Genomic DNA, 17,518 nt, shown 5'->3' on the forward strand with positions numbered 1-17,518 from the left:
AACGATTGGACAAATCAACGTGTACGTCTAATCGTCGCGGCCAAAGAGTGGCAATAAATTTTCTAGGTAAGGTCGATACGAAGGACCGATCGGAATTTTCGACTTGCCTATCCAAAACGTATTTCTATCGTACGTGGTTATCTTGTTAATGTTGATAATGTACGACTTATGAACCTGAATAAAAGCATGTTCCGGGAGCAGCTTTTTTATCGATGAGAGCCGCTCATTCGTCAACGTATATTGATTGTCTACATACAGTTTGGTGTATATACCGAAAGCCTCTATATAATCTATAGACTCATAATTAAAGCGTTGTACCTTTCGCCCTGTCTTTAAAAACACAGACGGACTTTCAGAAACAACAGTATGAGGTGCATTGATTTTAATCGTGCGGGAAAGGGCTATTTGCAATCGCTCATCGGTAAACGGTTTTAACAAATAATCAGACGCTTTACCAATTCGATAGCTCTCTACTGCGTATTCCGGATAAGCACTGGTAATTATGACGGGCGGTAAACGCATATCTACTTTGAGAAAGGCTAGTCCGGATTGATCCATAAGCCGAATGTCAAGGAACACTAAATCAATAGCTTCTGTCTTTAACATATGCGTAGCTTCATCCAACGTAGATGCAACACCAACGGATCTGAAAAAGAATAGTCTATTAAGCATGTTAATTAGATGGTCAGCATCGGCTCTGTTGTCGTCAATGATTAGAAATTGTCTTGTTCTCATAGGGAGTACGGGTGGATATGACTAATAATTGTGTTAACAATAACACACCTTTATTTGTGATACGTTTAGGGGGCATTATTGCCAGTAGGGGCAGATGTAGTGGCATTATCGGACAGGGCGTCGAGGTCGCCATCCAGCACCGACACCACCTTCTCCAGCCCGGTAAAAATACCCGATAACAGGTGCCGAAACTTCGCCGTGATGATTTCCTGATCTCCCGAGAAAAACTTTCTCGCCATCCGTCGTTCGTTGTCGGGCCTGCCGACCGTAAGCCGGGCTGGGTTGAGTACCGCATGGGTGGCGACGGTGTTGCGTAGCAGTTCCTGTAGGTTGGCCGGGTAAGTATCGACGGCTGCCGGATTGTACAGAACCAGTAGGGCTTGCAGGTCGGTGCGCAGGGGGCGCAGTACTTCCTTGGCGACCCGGTCTATCTCTTCGCCGTACAGGGTGCGGTGGGTGGTTGTTTCCTGGTTGCGAAGATGGGTAAGTACGTCCGAGATACGGGTCTTGTACCAGCCCATCTGTTGACAGATGATCTCGGCTTTCAGATACCCGGCTCCGCACAGGGCCAGTAGCTGCGACAGCACCAGCACGCGGTTGGGTGTGGTGTTGTTTTTGTGTAGCGCCAGCTCGTCTGGGATAATACCCTTTTCGCGCCACTGTTCGATGTCTTCTTCTGATTTACCCCACTCACGAGCGGTAATATGGGCGGCTAGTGCGGTGTACTGCATTATAGATCGGTGTCGTTGTCTTGTTTGATGAATACCTCGTCAATGAATTTAGCAAACCCAGATAGTATTGCTAGTGCGAGTGTTCCGAATAAAAGCACCATTAGTATATCGCCCATAGTATCACTGAGCAGAGCGTTTTTTACAAAGTCACGCAACATAGGCGTATAGGGTTATCCGTTGGTTCTGGCAGGCTTGGCGTGCTCCGGTTTGAGTACGACTACGTCGCGCACTGCCCCACCTGCGTTGATCTTGGCAACCATTGCATCGAGTAAGGGTACGGCCCACGACGGTATGTATTTGTCGGTGGTTTCGATAAAGACTTTGGGGAAATCGTACAGCCCACGACCCAGGCCGAACTGCACGGCACATCGCTTCATGGCGTCAATTATCTTACGCATATTTGAAATAGTAACCTTTGAGTGAACTGATTTGTCCTCTACATACGGCTGATACAGACCCATGAAGAAAGCCAAGCGCCTGTGCTGCGACTTGGATTGAACTGAATTGAGTTGATTCATTTGTCGCTATGTTGGTGGCAATGATCGGCTTAGTATTACCGGCTGGCTTATTGGTCTTGTGTCCTAGCCTGCCGCTAGGCTTACCTTTCTTGGCTGCTGATAGCTTGGCGCGTACCTCTGGGTTTGCCATGCCTCTCTTAGTGGATTCAGATACGACTCGACGATATTCATCTGTCATCTTTTTGCCTTTATTCCAAGGTTCGTGCAGCGACTTCATACCCTTGTTTGTTCCGGCTAGAATGCGACGATTAAGTCCGCCTTTGGATACGTGTGTTTCTAATTGTTCGATAAACAAAGTCTCTTTGTCGGTCAACTCATTAGCGGTGCAATGGCAAAGAATGGAGAATGTCAGATCATCGCTTCCATACTGTTTGCTGTGAACGTTGAGTAGAGTTGACGTATGGACTCCGGTAACGAGAGAATGCTTGTGTTGAATCTTTCTTCGATTCAGATTCTTCGTTGCGCCTACGTACATAGCGCGATTCATAGCCTTTGAGTATAGGCAATAGATACCCGGCGAACTGAAACAGTTCGGATTTTTGTGTGCTGCCATGATTTTTGGGAATAAAAAAAGCCCGGCCAATTTGGCCGGGCTACGTAATAGTGTATGTTGTTTACTTACGCGGGTACAGACGTGCTGGCCGGTAGCAGCAGTATGTTCGTGTCGTATATGTGTGGTCCGCCTATATAACTCTTTGATCCGAACAGGTTCATAAATTTCCACGTCTGCATTTTGGTGTAGCCATTCTCGTCAGCTTCGGCAGCAAATGAATCAGGGTCACGAAAAAAAGATAGATCACTGTATCTGTTGTGATCTTCTGCTAATAGTTTATACCCTTCACGGGTCAGCTTGACAAGCAGGTAATCGTTGAGATTGAATGGTATTGGTTCCATTGGAATGGTTTGTTTACATACTAATGATCGTGCAATGTTAAGCAGCAAGGGTTTGAGGCAGGGTTAGAAGTTTTGCGTCCGACCTGTGTACTAGACAGTGCCGGGCGTTTTTTATTATGCAAACGTTACTTCGATTTCACCGTACCGATCTTCCAGCACTTCTTGTATTTCTGTCTCGTCGGTTAATGGCGTGACGGGGTCAGCATTGTTGGTTAGTCCAGCTTCGTAAAAGTTGCAGGTGTTGCCATTCATTTCTACGGTTTTTGTTGCGATGTTTACAATTGCGGCTTTCATCGTGTTAGAAGTTTTCGTCGTCTGCTGTGTTGCTGACCGGCTGGGTTTGTAAGATAAGTTGATGGTGTGACAGCTAGTGTCACGTTCCGATTGGCTATTGCGTTGCAATGATTGTATCAATATCCAGTAACAGGGATTCGAGTCGCTGCCGTATCAACAGGAACAGCCACTTGTCATCCTCATCCAGCGGGTGGATGCGTGAACCACTGACGAAGTTACGCCAGCGCCAGGCGGCGGGTCGGGTGTCTTCGTCTTTCATCTCGTCGATTACCAGCCCCCTGGTGGATAGTACTTCCTGCGAACGCAGCAGATTCCTGATGGCTTCCTGCTTGGCGTCGTATGGCATGACCTTATCGAGTGCCTGGTGCATGGCGTCAGATAGCTGGGACAAACGGTTGATAACCGTGCGTAGTTCGATCGGTGAGAAATTAATCATTGGGTTGTTGGGTCGGTTACGGACCAGCTTGCGTTCTTCCCGCTCGGCCCGGCGAAACACCAGCATCTGATTGATTTTCTTCATCAGCTTTACCTCGGAAGCGAACCGATTGGAAACCAGCAGCGTAGACTCCAGCAGTACCAGTATATTTTCCTGTTGCCGTTTCTGCTGGTCGGTAATCTTTTCGGGCAGGCTGTAGCTGGGGTCGGCGTAGTAGTCCGGTATGACGCCTGATCGTCGCCAGTTATAGGGGGCGGAGCGCGAGAGGCCGAGCCGTCTGACGATTGTTTCGGCTAATTCTTCTGAGTAAATCATGGCGGTAAAGATACTCGCCATGATTTCACTTGTCAATCTGCTAATAAGCTGATAATTAACAACTTAAATACAGAAACTAGGACCATGAATTAGCTTGGCCTGCCAGTATTTGCATGTCCGAAGCGATCTCGCCGATCACGTTGTCGAGTAGAATCGCCTGACCCGTCGCCTGTCGGCCCCAATACGTATTGTTGTAGGCTTCGATGATAACTTCGTCTTTGGCTTTCAGCTTCTCAGCGAACCAGCTATCGACCATCCACCACTCATACACTTCGGGATACTTTGGGTCTGCCTTTTCCAGATCGTAGATGTCAGACTCTAACTCGTCAATCTCTTTTTGTAGTTGGTCGACGACAAGTTGATCTGGATAGCCATCTTCTGAATCCTGCACATCGGAAAGCTCATCTTCTTTGTCAGACAAGAGTAGTCTGAGTCCTATTATCTTATCTTCCTTTTCCGAATAACTACCAGTCCATTCTCCGGTAGATAAGTCTGCTGTGAACCCCTCCGGGTAACGATCCTCGAACGAGGGTACGTCGACATCGTTGCCCTCGTCTTTCAGGCGGAATAGGGCTTCGATCAGGCTGGTCTGTGGACCGCCGATGATGTAGCGGTTGACAAGTTTTTCGCAGATGTTTTGGTTTTCTATTGAGTGATAATCAATACGGTTTTCCATAATGGTACGAGCAAGAAAATTGATTAGAAAGTGACAGTTACTGTTGGTTTTGCTTTGAAAGACTCGGAGAGTGACTTGATCCACTCGTCTGCTGCGTCGGGTCGCAGGATCACCGACAGATCAGTGCGCGGTTTGGCGGTAATGCCGTCCCACTCGACCACGTACAGGCGAACGTTCTTTTTTAGCGGCAGCAGGGCGTAGGCCAGGCGTGGGTGTTCGGCGGAGAGTAGCCCTGATTTGGTAGCCGCTTCGACGTTGTGCTGGCCGAGCAGCCACGCGGCAGACGGCAGGTGCTTGCGACCCGTCAGCCGGAACCGGTCGGCGGGTCTGCGCAGGGGGATGCCGTGAATGACAGGGTGTTTACGCTTGATTTTCATGCTGCTACGGTACGGGTTGGCATTTGGAAGGTTCTTACTGTAGACTGTATCGCGTTGAGTGTCGATTCCAGATTATCGGTAATGTCATTTTCTGTCAGCCAGTCACGTTCGGCATAGTAGACATCGCGGCTGAATAGTGGCTCTATGAAACTGGTCTTACTTCGACATATCCGAACGTGAACCTGTCCGACATGGCCGCTCAACCAGTAAAAAGCACACATATCGGTGTCGTTGTTGATCTCGCAGCAGGTGCGGTGGATTTTGTCCAGTAGTAGCTGGTTTTGTGGGGTGGTTTTCATTGCGATAGTTGATTAAGAAAATTGATTGGCTGTCCGGTGGACGGTCCGCCGCAGCGGTCACGAACCCAACGTGGTCTGGATAGCCAGCCGGACAGTATGTACTCACATAAAGAAAAGGGCCGCTACAATCACGCAGATCATAACGGCCCGGCATAGCAGGTCAAACGTGTCATCGTTCATGGCGATGGTGGGTTATTATGGATACACTTTGTAGGGGTTGTTGACTGGGATGGGGTTCTTGAAGAACCACCAGAAGAAGAGCACCATGAAAATTACACCCAGAAAAGACAGCAGGTAGATCAGCGTCCAGGGGCCGGGGACGATTCGTTTCAGGTTCATGCTTCGTTCAGGCTTTGAATGGCTGGCAGGATGCGGTTGGCGGTTTCTTCGTGCAGGTCTGACCAGTCGAGCAGAATAAATTCGGGCAGGCTTTCTCCCACGGGCAGGTAGGTGGGCTTACCAGCTGGGGCGTAGTAGAATCGACCATTGATGCGGACGTACTCGAACGTGCCGTCGTTGGCGTACAGGTCCTCTGTACGGGTAGCGCAGGGTGCAGTTGCTGTTGACATGACAGATAAAATTGATTGGATTTACTGATGTTTACCCGTTTAGCTTATTGATTGCTGATGTTACATCATCCTCCCAGTTTGGGTTGAGTGTCTCCCACTCCAGATCAACAGGTATATCATCAATAGACACGGCTGCGAAGTTCAGTTTTCCTGTGTCAGAGCGATATGTTTTACCATCAAAGAGGACGTACTCGTGCTCCTGTTCACCGTCGTAGGCATAAAGGTTTCCGCTATGATTGACTATTTCTTGTGTCTTTGCCATGATAGGTATAATTGATTAGGCTGCGATTGACGAAAAAAGTGACTGCTGATTGATAGATGACAGGTACGCGGTGTACTGGTCTGCCATTGCATCGGCTACGCCTTGGTAGGTTTCAGAGCGAACTTTCCAGCGGTCTTCAGACGGGGGAAGTCTGTTCTGTCCCGAATCGGTCTGATTAGCCCAGCGTGGCTTGCCGTCTACCCAGCGCGGTTCTACGTAGGCTGTTCCGGCAAGCAGGGGCAGATTCTTTACCCAAAGGCAGGTCTTTTTACTGGCGTCGTGGCCGAACTGGTACGGCTGGATAATCTGATTAGGCTTGCCGATGTGCGTAGACAGACAGCCCACCGGATTTTCCATGCAGATGCTGTCTACCTTTGCTTTCCATAGTTTCTTTGCAAAATCGACGGCTTCTTCTCTGGCCTTGCGACGGGCTGCGCCAATCAGCGTTCCGGGTTTGATGTTCTTTGTCTGATGGTCTCTGTAAGCCCATTCAGCCGCTACTGTCAGGTAGGTGCATGGTGGGTGGCAGATAAATAGATCAAACCGGGCAAAACTGTGGTCATTAATTATATCCAGTATATCGCCCTGATAATGTGGACCTGCTACGTCAGATGGAAGCAGGTCGCAGCTCATGGCATCCCAGCCAAGCCGGATCAGCGCGTCGCGCACTTTGCCCGACGTTTCGCAACCGATGAGTGCTTTCATGTTTAATAAAATTGATTAACTACCAGATAAAGGCTCGGTTGCGCTGTTGTTGCTGGCGCTTTCTAATGTGAGTGATATTCAGCCGTGGTAGCCGCGCCGGAGTGCTGTTGCGTTTGGCGTAGCGGGCGGTGTTGTCGATGCGAAGTGATACAATGGCGTACATGCCGGAATCAGTTGACAGACTGGAGGGGTGGATGTAAACTCGCATAGGGGTATTGTTTATGGGGTTGAGCACGGCGTCGTTGCCGTAGTCGCTGGCCGGGGCGCGATCCCGATGCAGTCTGGTGCCGACGTGGCACGGGCTGATCCAGCGAGAAATAATTGTTAATCGTGTATATTGATCCAGCCACCGGCTATCCATCCGATAACCAGCAGTAGCATGTCTGCGGGCGCTTGATCGGCGGTCATCGTTACGTTGCCAGAGCGAATCAGGTATGAGACTTCTGCGTGGCTGCTATCTGCGTTGTAATCTACCCTTCTTTCGACGCCATCTATTCGGCAATAATTGTAAAGAAACTCATCGTCTGTGAAAGTTAATTTACGATTTTTATAAAGCACATCCTCGATTATATCGGTGAATGTGTGATACACGTCTTGCCATTTTACGGGTTTATTTTTCATGTTTTTAACAGGTTTTTGTGCGTATAATATGACAGAATACTAGTGCATAAAAAACACTGGCAATTGATAGTGCCAGCGTGAAAAGTTTGCCACCAGAACCGGCTATTATTCGCCCGATTGTTGAGCCGAAAGCGACGCAAAATAGGAGTGCGACAAGGCACAGAATAGGTAATTTAAACTGCTTCATATTTCTACTTTTTGGGCGAGTGATTAATAATTAACCACATCTGTTTTGCGGCGGCTCTCACTTTGTCGTACCAGGATTTATCCTTAAAAAAATAATCGCCTAAGTCGTATCCTAAGTCATATTCAATCTGCTCTAAAGATTGGTCGTAGTTGACTCGTTTTAGGACGTGAAAAAACATGTCCTGTTCAGATGCATGATCCATTTAAATAGTCATTTAGAGTCGCGGAGTTGCGATAGGGCCAGCAATCGGTTCGACCGTAGCAGCGTGTTTCACTGCGTTGCTGGCTAAGAAAATTGATTAGAAACGGGCAAATCTGGCGGCGGCTCGGTGCGCTTGTGGGTTGGTGTCGTACTGCATGAACTCGCCGACTGTATCGACGCCACACGTTGCCATATTGAACTGACGGACGGTGTAGCGTCGCTCTGTGTTCCATTCGCGCTGTTCACTGGTAACGAAGTAGATACCACCGGGTCCAATGTGAATTTTATCGCCAACGCGAGACCGAAAAGCGCGCATTGTGTTCCGGGAGAAGTAATAGCGGCCAGCGTCTCTGTCGGCGCGGCGTATGTCATCGACTGACCAGATACGTCTGCCGGGGCAGGGGCTTGACGGCAGGCAGGTGTTGAATGAGGGGTCCATTGCGATAGTGGTTTATAAAATTGATTAGATAGCTTACCCGCGCGGCGTCCGCTCATCAGCGTGACCGTAGCAAGCGGATCACGGACAGCCTTGCGGCTGTTTCGGTAGTTACTCGACAGTCATTGGTACACCCCAAAGGTCTTCGTCGTGGTGGAGTGTTATCTTGACTTCATCCTTGCCCTTCGGCATCGTGAGTCGTAGCTGATTGAGGAAAGAATCCCACGCATCCCAATACCATTCGTCGTCTGGCCCAGCTAGTAGTGACGCCATGTTTTCATCGAAATGAGTGTCTTTACTGTCTTCGTCGATGAATGTAGCGTAGGTTTTGGCGAATAGTTGAGGGATGTACTGGCCGTGATGACTGTCGATCATAAGCATCGAATGGGCCAGAAAATTGCCGTCGTCGTCGATCGGTAGTAAGTCTGCGTTTTCTTCTGAATATGCTGACATTGCGATAGTGGTTTACTGACTTGCCTCGTCAGCGCATAGGGTGTCATCCTATACGGACAGTGCCCGACACGGTGAGTATCGGGCACTGTTTCGGCGGTATTATCCTACCCATTGTTGAGGTTCAATTGGCATATTGAAATCTGCTAAGGCTTTCTTTTTGCCGAAGTTTATGGTATCATCGAATACATCTGAACAGTTCATGTATTCGCCCGAATCAACCCATTCCGTTGCCCATTACCATATTTTTTGTAGAATCTCTTCGTAGAGTATCTGTTCTCCTTTTGTATAGGTGAATATTGGACGAAGTAAAGAGCCGCTAATAATTGCGGCAGCATGAGCGTATGTGTGAGGTATTTCTTTGCAGATAAATGACATTGCCGTAGTGGTTTATGCAACGGCTTGAATAGCCATTACGGTGAAAATAATTGCGCCGATAAGGCACACGGCCAGAATAGGCCACATCATTTTAAGTCCATTCATTGCGATAGTGGTTTGTCTCATCAGCGCATGAGTTACCGGCTCATACGGACAGGCCACGCACTAGGGTAGTACGTGGCCTGTTTCGACAGTTTACAGATGTCAACTATTTTGCAGCAGTTGTTAGGATTGGCTTGCCGTTCTCAAAGCCGATGTTTTGAGAAGCGAAGTAGGCGGCTTTTGCAGCAGCAGCAGCAGCCGTAGCCGCCTTACGTTGGGTCGATGTCAGGCCGTCTTTGCCTACGACTTCCGGCTTTGCAGCTTTCTCCTTTTTGGGTTTGGCTGGTTTGCTCAGTTCGCGCTGTAAGCCACCGAGCAGACGGTTCTGGATCGTGTTGGACTGGCGCAGCGTAGCTATTTCGTCTACAATCGTATCGGCGTTGTCGATAGCCTGTTTGCGATAGTCGGATAGCATCCCGCCGTAGGCGGCTTTTTCAAAGGCCGTGCGGTACTCTTTGGTCGATACAAGGTCGGCGGAAGTGATAGCCGTCAGGTTACATTGATCGGCCAGGTATTTCTTAATACCTCCCTTAAAAAACTCCCACCTACCAGCCTTCAAAGGGCGTACAGATTCGATGGGTGCGCCGGTAGCCGTAGCGCCATACTGTTGAATTTCGCCTTTCTTGTCAAAGCGGATAGATACTTTGCTACCGTCTTTTTTGGTGCCGATAAAGAACGAAACAGCCGTAGGTAATGCGAAGGTGGTTTGGTTTTCCATTGTCGTAACTGATTTGATAAGTGAAATTGATTAGGTGATATGACGCAAAAGTCATAGTAGTCAGTAGCCGGTTCGACCGTAGTATCGTAGAGCAACACTACTGACTATACTCGTTAGAATCCTGTTCTAACCTACTTCCGATGTCCCGCCGATTGCCATATCTTGCCCGTTTCTAGTAGTGTAAGTACGTTGCGGGGATCACTGTCAACCGGATAAGTTAGTGCGGTTTAGGTAGGTGCTATCTGTATTGCTGTCGTAGGATTGTGTAAGGGTTTTGCCGTTCTTGGTTCGTCGTCGCTCGTCGGTCGCACTGAACGAATCAGGCAGTAGATAGAACGAAAGTCACCCGGTTAACTAGCAGTCAGCTAGATCATTCCCGCTTGCGTCGTAGTACGCAAAACAGACCGTTTTGTATGTCAAAGAACTTAGAACGGAATCGCTAAACCGTTCGCCTATCACTGTACGCCCCGATAGTTGAGCATTCTCATAGTCCGTGCCGTAGCACTTTCTATCCTGGTTTGACTCCCTGCCGTAGCAGTTCGACGACCAGAGGGCTAGCTGTCTTTCGACTGCCTTCCCGGTGAGGACAATACAAAGGTAGGAGAAAAAGTCCGGAATCCAAGCAGTAATCTATAGATAAGTAGAATAATTTCATTGAATAAGCAGAAGTCTATACGCGCATATATAGTACCCGTGGGCGCGGGTAGGTGACGTAGATCAACACGAACGATCAGGATGGGGCGAACTAGGCAGAACGAACCAATAAAAGCAGCAGGAGGAACAAAGGGGAAGAAAAGATAGAAAAGGGATAAGCCGTCACTTACGATCACTTACGATTACTTACAACCTATCCATATCATATCGTACACAGATAGTCAAGATAAATGACTGATTATCAGATATAATACCGTAGCCAATTGTAGCTGTAAAGCGTACACAATGACCACACAACGGCAGATCGGTACGTATGTATACGGGGTACGGGGTGCAGCAAAACGGGCAGAAAAACGGGAAGTGGCGGGGGGTGTTGACCCAGGCAGGGGGAGGGGGGCGAAAAACACGGGCTAACCCAGCATTTTCTGAACAGATCATTCTGCTCTTCGCTGGTGTTGTCGTCGTCTTTTTTCGCCGTGGTGGTTTGTGCAGGTTGATGGATGAAATAGTATCCTAAGAATACTAAGAAACAGGTCGTCGCAACTGGTTGATAGTCAATAGGGGGTTGCACTCATGGTGAGTGTACAAAATACTCTTGGTGAGTGTATGGGTAGTAGTATTGATTAGATCGGAAGAGTTGCTATCTTTGGTGTGTACACTCATGGTGAGTGTATGAGCTAATCAATTTTATCCTACAAACATGGCAGTACTAGCAAAACATCTCTTGGCAGCATTGAGCAAGATGACGCCAGAACGGTTGAATCAGCCTATAGCTGTGAACCGTGACGATATGGGCATCTCTGGTGTCGTCACCAAAATTCGTAAAGCAAAGGCTGACTTGCTTTACGATGGGGAGGACGATCCATCAATATTGAAGACTCGGAGTCAGCTTCGTGACGAAGGTTACGATAAGGAGGATATTGATCGGATGAGTGTCGAGATTCCGAAGGGGGCTTTGTATTTGGAGTTTTAATCAATACTATTTACCAGCATGGCTTTAGATGCGCGAGTAGTCGATGTAGTCGAGTATATGGGAGGTATAACGATTACACTGGAAGATAGAGAGAGTGGGAGTAATGAACGGGGGCAGAGTAGGATGGAGATACTAAACCATACTGTTGTTCCTAGGATGGGAGATTTGCTTTGGGGTGGATCGGATTCGGCTACCCTGGAAAGTGGCGGGGTGCAGTTTCCATACGTTCGGGAGGGATATACGAAACTCAGACAGAACTGGTGAAATGAAGAGCGAAGAATATTACACACTCGATAAGCTACGGCATTTAGTGGAAATCGGTCAGTTCGGTATGCCTATGGAGCAGGATCAATATTATGTGAGGATACTATGCCCGCTTGGTGTAATTGGAATACGGCCAATGAGTGTCTGTGTAGATTTTTGGGTTGAACGGGATGGTCGAGCTTGGGTGGAAACGAACGTACCATTCACGCCAACACCTAATGCGAACTTCGCTAAAGCTATTCGATGGACAGTACAACAGATTGTCAATCAGCTAACACAGCCAGACATTAAACAAGACTGACGAGCAGATCAACGCCTGCTACCAGTGCCTGCTCGATAACGGATTTTTGTAAACTAACTAATCAATTTTCTTATGCTACTTGGAGAGATGAATCAGCGGCTGGAAATGAACCGGCCAGAAGTGATAATGCGAATGAGTATGGGTGAACTATCGGCTCTACTGTTGTTCGTCGACCGGGAAGTGAGCATTGCCAATAAAATTGTTCGCAGGCATGAACGGCTCGCGCAGATGAAAATCAAAGAGAAGGTCGACCCGCAGGCGTATCAGCGGGCGCGTGACGATGTCGACTACTGGGCGATGGTTACCATTACGGTACAGAATGAACTTCGCCAGCGCGTGAAAGCCAACTTCATCCTAGAAAGACTAGTCGGTGAACAGCTCCCATCCTCAACGAAGATTGACTTCTCTGTATGAATCTGACCCAACATGAAGTTGACCTGCTGATCGGCAAGAGCTGGCCGGAGATCGTTGCCGTCAGGGAGGAACTTGACAAACTCGACAGGCGGCGGGATGAACTCGATCACCTCAACAGCGAGTACGAAGCTGGGGAGCCGGTGGCGGTATTGCTCATCGACCGGCATGGCATCGCCTACTTCAAACACCGCACCACTGGTCCCTCCGAACTATTCGAGCGGATCGTGCAGGAGTGCGCCGGGAGCTTGGTCAAAGAGCGCATCGCTATCTTCGATCAACACCGCACCAAAGTTATATCCGAAGTCATCGGTGATATAAGCGTTAAGCCAAAAGGCAAACAGGCGATAACACTAAAGGGAATGAACCAGAAACTGGACTCAATCAACAATGGTGACATAGTGGACCTTGCCAAATCAAAGCTGGCGGATGATGCCAGAGAGTGGCTGACAACGGAGCAGGTCGTTGACAGGGCAGGTATCGTCAAAGCCTACGTCAGTGCGTGGACAAAGAACAAAGGCTTTCATCGTAAGCGGGATGGACAGCGAATGCTGTATGGCGTGCCAGATGGATTTCAATTCAACCAATTATTCCTGAAAGGAGAGGGACTATAGCTATGGAAAAAGAAACTACAGTCAGTAAGTGGCGGATCGCCTTTCGGTGGGCGGTCGTCATTGCAGGTACGCCACTATGGCTCTCTTTGATGGTCGGTATGCAATGTATTCTTGGCGCTATATCAATGCCATTGGGCTTTATTGCTGGTATTGAGAATATGATCAAATACTGGGCAACAGGAAAGAAAGAATATCTATCCGAAGCCAAAGATGGATTTATCGCTATCGTTATACCCAGCGGATTTATCCTCTTCGGACTGATTCGATTTATCAAGACAGGGACGTTCGACGATGAGTAAGCCTAAACGTCTACAGGACTTCGAGGCTACCGACGAAAACCCCTTTCCACCCGAAGGAGTGGAGCATCGTACCAGCTACAAGAAAGGCACGACACGCGAAGTAATCGACGGGGTAGGTGAGGTGATGCAGCTCACCGGCCTTGCCCAGACTGTCAGCTACCGCGTCGACACGCTGCCCTTCGTCAAGGTGTACATGGGTAGCCTGCGCCAAACGTCGGAACTGTCGGTGCCCGCCACCAACCTGTACTGGTACGTGCTGGGTATGCTGCAACCGGGCCGGGACCGGGTCACCCTCGACATCGGCGAGTTCCTCGACTTCGCCCGATACACCCCGCCTGTCGCCACCGATGATGGGCCGGGTCGGCGCAGTACGGTCCACTACTACCGGGCTATCGCTGAACTGCTGGATCGGCAGTACTTGGCCCGCTGCCTGGGAGCCGAGCACACGTTCTTTATCAACACCAATCGCTTCTTCAACGGAGACAGGACGAAGCTATAAAAAAACAGCCCACTGGTAATACCGGTGGGCTGCACAAACCAATTGTTATTTTCTAGCTACTTGATCGAGAAATTACAATTGTCAGTAGCTCACGAACCTTTTCTTTCTGCCTAGTCAGCTTGTGTGATATACCTTGGTGGTGATCTATCAAGAGCAGTAACTCATCAATCTCCTTGATTTCTTGGTCGTAAACTACGCCACCGGCTACCATGCGTTCACCTTCTCGTGGTGCCCGAACGATTAGATGATACTCCAAATCAGGCTCTCCCTGATCTGTTGCTATCCGCTTCTGATCCAGATACTCAAATATCAGCCCCATGTTATTGCCTTGACTGTGCAGGGATGCGGACTGAAAGAGTGATTTGAGTAGTGAGTCACGAACATCGTCGCTGTTCTTCACTACCATCCGAAGGGCTGGCTCCAAGCCATGTCCTTTGCCACGGTCGATCACCGTGGATAGAATTTTACTTAGCATAACAGTTTAGTTTATGGGTGGCTACATTGCTCGAACCCGTATTAAAGTTACGCCAATGTTGTAGTATTATCAATATTTGTGTAGATAATTTTCTGTTTATAAGTTGATATTCTGATTGATAGTCGTAGCTTCGTCAAAAAAATGACGATTATGATTTCAATGCGAAACGGCCAATCGAACTACACCCCGCCCACAAAATTCAAAGAAAGAAAGGGTAAGCCACGCGTCAAGACCATGACTGTTCGCCGCGACACGCGCTTGTTTACAGGTAACATGCCCGGCGTCAGCACCCCGCACACACTGGATCAGGCGATCCGAAACTGCATCCGCGCAATGGGCAACCCCGGCCATATGCACCACCGGTTCTGGAATCAGGACAAGCTGGATATACTGCTGGCGGTTCAGAAGGGTGATCTGGCCCACGCACGTATTCGTTAGCGAAGTAATGTCTAATCAATTTTACATATCATGGTTACACTTGAACAAGGAATTGCTGAACACCGGGATCGGGTGAAGTTTGTTGGGTCGGAAGCTGTATCGCTGGGCGTGTTTGATCTTGGCATTAAAGAGATGATGTGCTATCTCTACCTGCCAGTAAAGATGATCGACAGTCGTTTGGTCGATATGGAGCCACGACTGGAAGTTCTCTATCCACTGCTGGATGCGGCTATTGATGATTACACGGCCAACTACGGTGAGGTGTACGAACGCTACATCTACGTCACTGCCAAGCGGCTGTTCGTAACGCCGGACAATATCGGCAACCGGCCAGGCTGGCACTGCGATGGATGGGGTACTGATGACATTAACTACATCTGGACCGACACACACCCAACGGTCTACAACCGCAGCAGCTTCTTTGTGCGAAAGAACGATGTCGATGCACTGGCCGATCTGGAGTCGCAGGCTATGCCGTCGAATGACTACACCCTCCCGGTGAACTCGCTGGTGCGTATCGACAGCCTGACACCACATCGGACACCAACGATTAACGAGTCAGGTATGCGGACGTTCGTGAAGATTTCCATCTCGCGTCACCGCTATAATCTGGAAGGCAACAGTCACAACTACCTCTTCGACTACGACTGGACATTGCATAGTCGTCGGGAGGTTCGCAACATGGAAAACGGTGATTTTATTGAGAGTAACTAATCAATTCAATTAATCATGGATCAACAACACGTACTGTTTATCGCAAAGGCTTGTCACGAAGCCAACCGGGTATGGTGCCAGTCAGAAGGCGACAACTCGCAAATGCACTGGGATTATGCCGAACAGTGGCAGCGCGACTCCGCCATCAAGGGGGTCGAGTTTCGTTTGAAAAACCCAGACGCTCCGGCATCTGCCCAGCACGACGCTTGGTCCGCTGATAAGAAAGCCGATGGATGGGTGTACGGCGAAGTAAAAGATGCTGCCGCCAAGACTCACCCCTGCTTGATTCCCTTCAACGAACTACCGGTATTTCAGCAAAAGAAGGACCGGCTGTTCCAAGCTATCGTCGACGCACTCAAATGATTATCCAGAAGCAGGCGCTGGTGTCAGAGTGTGGAACCTACCGCTATCACCTTTCCCGTAGCTGGGGAAACAATAGCGGTAGGAGTGTCCTCTTCGTGATGCTCAACCCATCGACAGCCGATGCCAGTATCGACGATCCGACCATTCGTCGGTGTATTCGATTTGCGCAGGACTGGGGCTATGATTCAATGAGCGTAGTAAATCTATTTGCGCTACGATCTACCGATCCGGGCCAATTGAAAAAGCACGACAACCCAATTGGCGAAGAGAACGAGGACTGGATCAAGTTCTTTTTCTACAACACCGATACGGTCGTGTTTGCGTGGGGTGCTCACGGCAAGCTGAATGACAGAGATAAACAGGTGATAGCTATAGCCGAGCACTGTAATGTCACGCCGTACTGCTTTAGCAAGACTAAAGACGGGCAACCTAAGCATCCGCTTTATATCGCAGCGTCTACACAACTTATTAAATTCTAATCAATTCAATTAATCATGGAAAAGACAATCGGAGAAACCCGTGTACGTACAGCGTTCAACCCCTCGGCAAACGGAGAGGTAGATCAGATCAAACAGAAAGCCGCCGAGCTTATCAATCTGATTGATGGAATGCGTACCGAAAAGCCGGGCATAGGCGGAGAGTTCGGCAGATTGAAAGCATTGGCGTTGACCTCAATCGAGGAGGGGGCCATGTGGGCGGTTAAAGCAGCGACAATCTAGTGCTGAACGAAGCTGTACTCGGCAAAAGGCCCACCTCGATGCCGGGCCGGGAAGAAGGGTACACCGTGCAGGTGCTCGTCTCGGAGAGCCGTCGCCTGCTGCTGTCCCGACTTTCCGGCCCCGCCCCACTACTGTGGACATGGGTGCAGCAGCAGCTAAAGCCGGGGCAGAACTACATCGAGATCAACCGCAAAACGTTCCTGCGTGAAACGGGCTACCAGTCGCCGAACACCTACAAGAAAGCCCGTGACCTGCTACTCTATCACAAGCTGCTGTACCCCACACGCCGGAAGGATGTCTTCTGGGTCAACACAAACTTTATCACTGCGCCATGACACTACGTCTATTCTCCTGTGTTTCTATCAGTGCCATGTTTGTCTTTATCCTGCTTGGTCAGGAGGCTCCGGCGTGGGCGGCCTCAATTGCTGGGGTCATGTGCTTTCTTGTGCTCCTGATCTGTCTGGTCTTGTCTGACGTACTTTCGGCGGTTCATCAGTTAATCAATATTCTTAATCAAAAAAGGAATCGACATGAATGACAATCAAAAGCAACTCGTCAATAAATACTTCCATGAGCTTGCGGTGTTGCCGCAGGAGGACCGGAGCATCATTGCCGAAATGCTGAACGAAGAATTTAATATGCGTCGCACTGGTCGGTCTACTCGTCAGATCGACGGCTGGGTTCAGGACTTCTTTACAAAGGGCTATTGCGATGTAGTCGATCATAGTAGCAAACTCAGTGGGCATAACGACGTTGCTGAAATCTGGATTGAAAGAATTATCCATCGACTCAATAGCGAGCACATGATGGACTCTAGCAGTATTCAAATTAAGGGGTGCCGAATAATCAACACATGGCACCGATCAAATAAACAATCAAACCAATAACAC

At 49.0% G+C, this 17,518-nt stretch carries 32 protein-coding genes; 12 read left to right on the forward strand and 20 right to left on the reverse strand.

What is annotated here, in order from left to right; all coding sequences use genetic code 11:
* Window positions 1-27: 27 nt before the first annotated feature.
* The 19 genes from CLV58_RS22210 to CLV58_RS22295 form a co-directional block, all read right to left on the reverse strand.
* Entirely contained in the window at window positions 28-735 is a 708-nt protein-coding gene (locus CLV58_RS22210) for a LytR/AlgR family response regulator transcription factor (RefSeq protein WP_106140037.1), read from the reverse strand.
* A 65-nt stretch (window positions 736-800) separates the two neighbouring features.
* On the reverse strand, window positions 801-1,466 hold the full coding sequence (locus CLV58_RS22215) for a hypothetical protein (RefSeq protein ID WP_106140038.1): 666 nt from the start codon (window positions 1,464-1,466) through the stop codon (window positions 801-803).
* A 170-nt stretch (window positions 1,467-1,636) separates the two neighbouring features.
* Window positions 1,637-1,864 carry a Rad52/Rad22 family DNA repair protein gene (locus tag CLV58_RS22220; protein WP_342748942.1) on the reverse strand — a complete coding sequence of 76 codons (228 nt, stop codon included), beginning with the start codon at window positions 1,862-1,864 and terminating at the stop codon, window positions 1,637-1,639.
* On the reverse strand, window positions 1,857-2,537 hold the full coding sequence (locus CLV58_RS22225) for a GIY-YIG nuclease family protein (protein WP_146141506.1): 681 nt from the start codon (window positions 2,535-2,537) through the stop codon (window positions 1,857-1,859). The genes CLV58_RS22220 and CLV58_RS22225 overlap by 8 nt, the downstream gene beginning before the upstream one ends.
* A gap of 65 nt (window positions 2,538-2,602) precedes the next feature.
* The gene (locus tag CLV58_RS22230; RefSeq protein ID WP_106140040.1) at window positions 2,603-2,878 is read right to left on the reverse strand and encodes a hypothetical protein; all 276 of its coding nucleotides are present in this window, start codon (window positions 2,876-2,878) and stop codon (window positions 2,603-2,605) included.
* A gap of 114 nt (window positions 2,879-2,992) precedes the next feature.
* A complete protein-coding gene (locus CLV58_RS22235; RefSeq protein ID WP_106140041.1) occupies window positions 2,993-3,172 on the reverse strand; it encodes a hypothetical protein in 180 nt (59 codons plus the stop codon).
* A 94-nt stretch (window positions 3,173-3,266) separates the two neighbouring features.
* Window positions 3,267-3,944 carry a hypothetical protein gene (locus tag CLV58_RS22240; RefSeq protein WP_106140042.1) on the reverse strand — a complete coding sequence of 226 codons (678 nt, stop codon included), beginning with the start codon at window positions 3,942-3,944 and terminating at the stop codon, window positions 3,267-3,269.
* A 55-nt stretch (window positions 3,945-3,999) separates the two neighbouring features.
* The gene (locus CLV58_RS22245; protein ID WP_106140043.1) at window positions 4,000-4,599 is read right to left on the reverse strand and encodes a hypothetical protein; all 600 of its coding nucleotides are present in this window, start codon (window positions 4,597-4,599) and stop codon (window positions 4,000-4,002) included.
* Between the two features lie 23 nt (window positions 4,600-4,622).
* Window positions 4,623-4,976 (reverse strand): hypothetical protein, encoded by a 354-nt coding sequence (locus CLV58_RS22250; protein WP_106140044.1) that lies wholly within the window; start codon window positions 4,974-4,976, stop codon window positions 4,623-4,625.
* Window positions 4,973-5,275: a hypothetical protein gene (locus CLV58_RS22255; protein WP_106140045.1), complete on the reverse strand. Its 303-nt coding sequence runs from the start codon at window positions 5,273-5,275 to the stop codon at window positions 4,973-4,975. The genes CLV58_RS22250 and CLV58_RS22255 overlap by 4 nt, the downstream gene beginning before the upstream one ends.
* Before the next feature lie 195 nt (window positions 5,276-5,470).
* Window positions 5,471-5,614, reverse strand: a complete 144-nt coding sequence (locus CLV58_RS28480) for a hypothetical protein (RefSeq protein WP_170108763.1) — start codon at window positions 5,612-5,614, stop codon at window positions 5,471-5,473.
* Window positions 5,611-5,844, reverse strand: a complete 234-nt coding sequence (locus tag CLV58_RS22260) for a hypothetical protein (protein ID WP_106140046.1) — start codon at window positions 5,842-5,844, stop codon at window positions 5,611-5,613. Before CLV58_RS22260 ends, CLV58_RS28480 begins: the two co-directional genes overlap by 4 nt.
* A gap of 31 nt (window positions 5,845-5,875) precedes the next feature.
* Window positions 5,876-6,106, reverse strand: a complete 231-nt coding sequence (locus tag CLV58_RS22265) for a hypothetical protein (RefSeq protein WP_106140047.1) — start codon at window positions 6,104-6,106, stop codon at window positions 5,876-5,878.
* Window positions 6,107-6,121: 15 nt separating this feature from the next.
* A complete protein-coding gene (locus tag CLV58_RS22270; RefSeq protein WP_106140048.1) occupies window positions 6,122-6,811 on the reverse strand; it encodes a hypothetical protein in 690 nt (229 codons plus the stop codon).
* Between the two features lie 19 nt (window positions 6,812-6,830).
* Entirely contained in the window at window positions 6,831-7,019 is a 189-nt protein-coding gene (locus tag CLV58_RS28155) for a hypothetical protein (protein ID WP_146141507.1), read from the reverse strand.
* 116 nt (window positions 7,020-7,135) lie between these two features.
* The gene (locus CLV58_RS22275; RefSeq protein ID WP_106140049.1) at window positions 7,136-7,432 is read right to left on the reverse strand and encodes a hypothetical protein; all 297 of its coding nucleotides are present in this window, start codon (window positions 7,430-7,432) and stop codon (window positions 7,136-7,138) included.
* A gap of 485 nt (window positions 7,433-7,917) precedes the next feature.
* Entirely contained in the window at window positions 7,918-8,259 is a 342-nt protein-coding gene (locus CLV58_RS29235; RefSeq protein ID WP_425443547.1) for a DUF7447 family protein, read from the reverse strand.
* Window positions 8,260-8,367: 108 nt separating this feature from the next.
* A complete protein-coding gene (locus tag CLV58_RS22290; protein ID WP_106140052.1) occupies window positions 8,368-8,709 on the reverse strand; it encodes a single stranded DNA-binding domain-containing protein in 342 nt (113 codons plus the stop codon).
* Between the two features lie 583 nt (window positions 8,710-9,292).
* Entirely contained in the window at window positions 9,293-9,904 is a 612-nt protein-coding gene (locus tag CLV58_RS22295) for a hypothetical protein (RefSeq protein WP_106140053.1), read from the reverse strand.
* 1,354 nt (window positions 9,905-11,258) lie between these two features.
* Here CLV58_RS22295 and CLV58_RS22305 point away from each other — a divergent pair.
* From CLV58_RS22305 to CLV58_RS22335, 5 genes are all read left to right on the forward strand, one after another.
* Window positions 11,259-11,531 carry a hypothetical protein gene (locus CLV58_RS22305; protein WP_106140055.1) on the forward strand — a complete coding sequence of 91 codons (273 nt, stop codon included), beginning with the start codon at window positions 11,259-11,261 and terminating at the stop codon, window positions 11,529-11,531.
* A 637-nt stretch (window positions 11,532-12,168) separates the two neighbouring features.
* Window positions 12,169-12,510, forward strand: coding sequence for a hypothetical protein (locus CLV58_RS22320; RefSeq protein ID WP_106140058.1), 342 nt, complete (start codon window positions 12,169-12,171; stop codon window positions 12,508-12,510).
* Window positions 12,507-13,121, forward strand: coding sequence for a hypothetical protein (locus CLV58_RS22325; protein WP_106140059.1), 615 nt, complete (start codon window positions 12,507-12,509; stop codon window positions 13,119-13,121). Before CLV58_RS22320 ends, CLV58_RS22325 begins: the two co-directional genes overlap by 4 nt.
* Before the next feature lie 2 nt (window positions 13,122-13,123).
* On the forward strand, window positions 13,124-13,420 hold the full coding sequence (locus CLV58_RS22330) for a hypothetical protein (protein ID WP_106140060.1): 297 nt from the start codon (window positions 13,124-13,126) through the stop codon (window positions 13,418-13,420).
* Entirely contained in the window at window positions 13,413-13,919 is a 507-nt protein-coding gene (locus CLV58_RS22335) for a hypothetical protein (RefSeq protein ID WP_106140061.1), read from the forward strand. Before CLV58_RS22330 ends, CLV58_RS22335 begins: the two co-directional genes overlap by 8 nt.
* Before the next feature lie 52 nt (window positions 13,920-13,971).
* Here CLV58_RS22335 and CLV58_RS22340 read toward each other — a convergent pair whose 3' ends face one another.
* Complete coding sequence (locus CLV58_RS22340) at window positions 13,972-14,394, reverse strand: hypothetical protein (protein ID WP_106140062.1); 423 nt, start codon at window positions 14,392-14,394, stop codon at window positions 13,972-13,974.
* A 234-nt stretch (window positions 14,395-14,628) separates the two neighbouring features.
* On the opposite strand from CLV58_RS22340, the gene CLV58_RS22345 reads away from it, so the two are divergent.
* The 7 genes from CLV58_RS22345 (at window position 14,629) to CLV58_RS22380 (ending at window position 17,515) form a co-directional block, all read left to right on the forward strand.
* Window positions 14,629-14,832, forward strand: a complete 204-nt coding sequence (locus CLV58_RS22345) for a hypothetical protein (protein WP_146141508.1) — start codon at window positions 14,629-14,631, stop codon at window positions 14,830-14,832.
* A 30-nt stretch (window positions 14,833-14,862) separates the two neighbouring features.
* Window positions 14,863-15,546 (forward strand): hypothetical protein, encoded by a 684-nt coding sequence (locus CLV58_RS22350; protein WP_106140064.1) that lies wholly within the window; start codon window positions 14,863-14,865, stop codon window positions 15,544-15,546.
* Window positions 15,547-15,561: 15 nt separating this feature from the next.
* On the forward strand, window positions 15,562-15,909 hold the full coding sequence (locus CLV58_RS22355; protein WP_106140065.1) for a RyR domain-containing protein: 348 nt from the start codon (window positions 15,562-15,564) through the stop codon (window positions 15,907-15,909).
* Entirely contained in the window at window positions 15,906-16,388 is a 483-nt protein-coding gene (locus CLV58_RS22360; protein ID WP_106140066.1) for a DUF1643 domain-containing protein, read from the forward strand. The genes CLV58_RS22355 and CLV58_RS22360 overlap by 4 nt, the downstream gene beginning before the upstream one ends.
* 15 nt (window positions 16,389-16,403) lie before the next feature.
* A complete protein-coding gene (locus tag CLV58_RS22365) occupies window positions 16,404-16,628 on the forward strand; it encodes an Acb2/Tad1 domain-containing protein (protein ID WP_106140067.1) in 225 nt (74 codons plus the stop codon).
* Window positions 16,628-16,963: a hypothetical protein gene (locus CLV58_RS22370; protein ID WP_106140068.1), complete on the forward strand. Its 336-nt coding sequence runs from the start codon at window positions 16,628-16,630 to the stop codon at window positions 16,961-16,963. Before CLV58_RS22365 ends, CLV58_RS22370 begins: the two co-directional genes overlap by 1 nt.
* 195 nt (window positions 16,964-17,158) lie before the next feature.
* On the forward strand, window positions 17,159-17,515 hold the full coding sequence (locus tag CLV58_RS22380; RefSeq protein ID WP_106140070.1) for a hypothetical protein: 357 nt from the start codon (window positions 17,159-17,161) through the stop codon (window positions 17,513-17,515).
* The last annotated feature ends 3 nt before the right edge of the window (window positions 17,516-17,518 follow it).

Source organism: Spirosoma oryzae (genome assembly GCF_003002825.1).
GTDB classification, from domain to species: Bacteria; Bacteroidota; Bacteroidia; order Cytophagales; family Spirosomataceae; genus Spirosoma; species Spirosoma oryzae.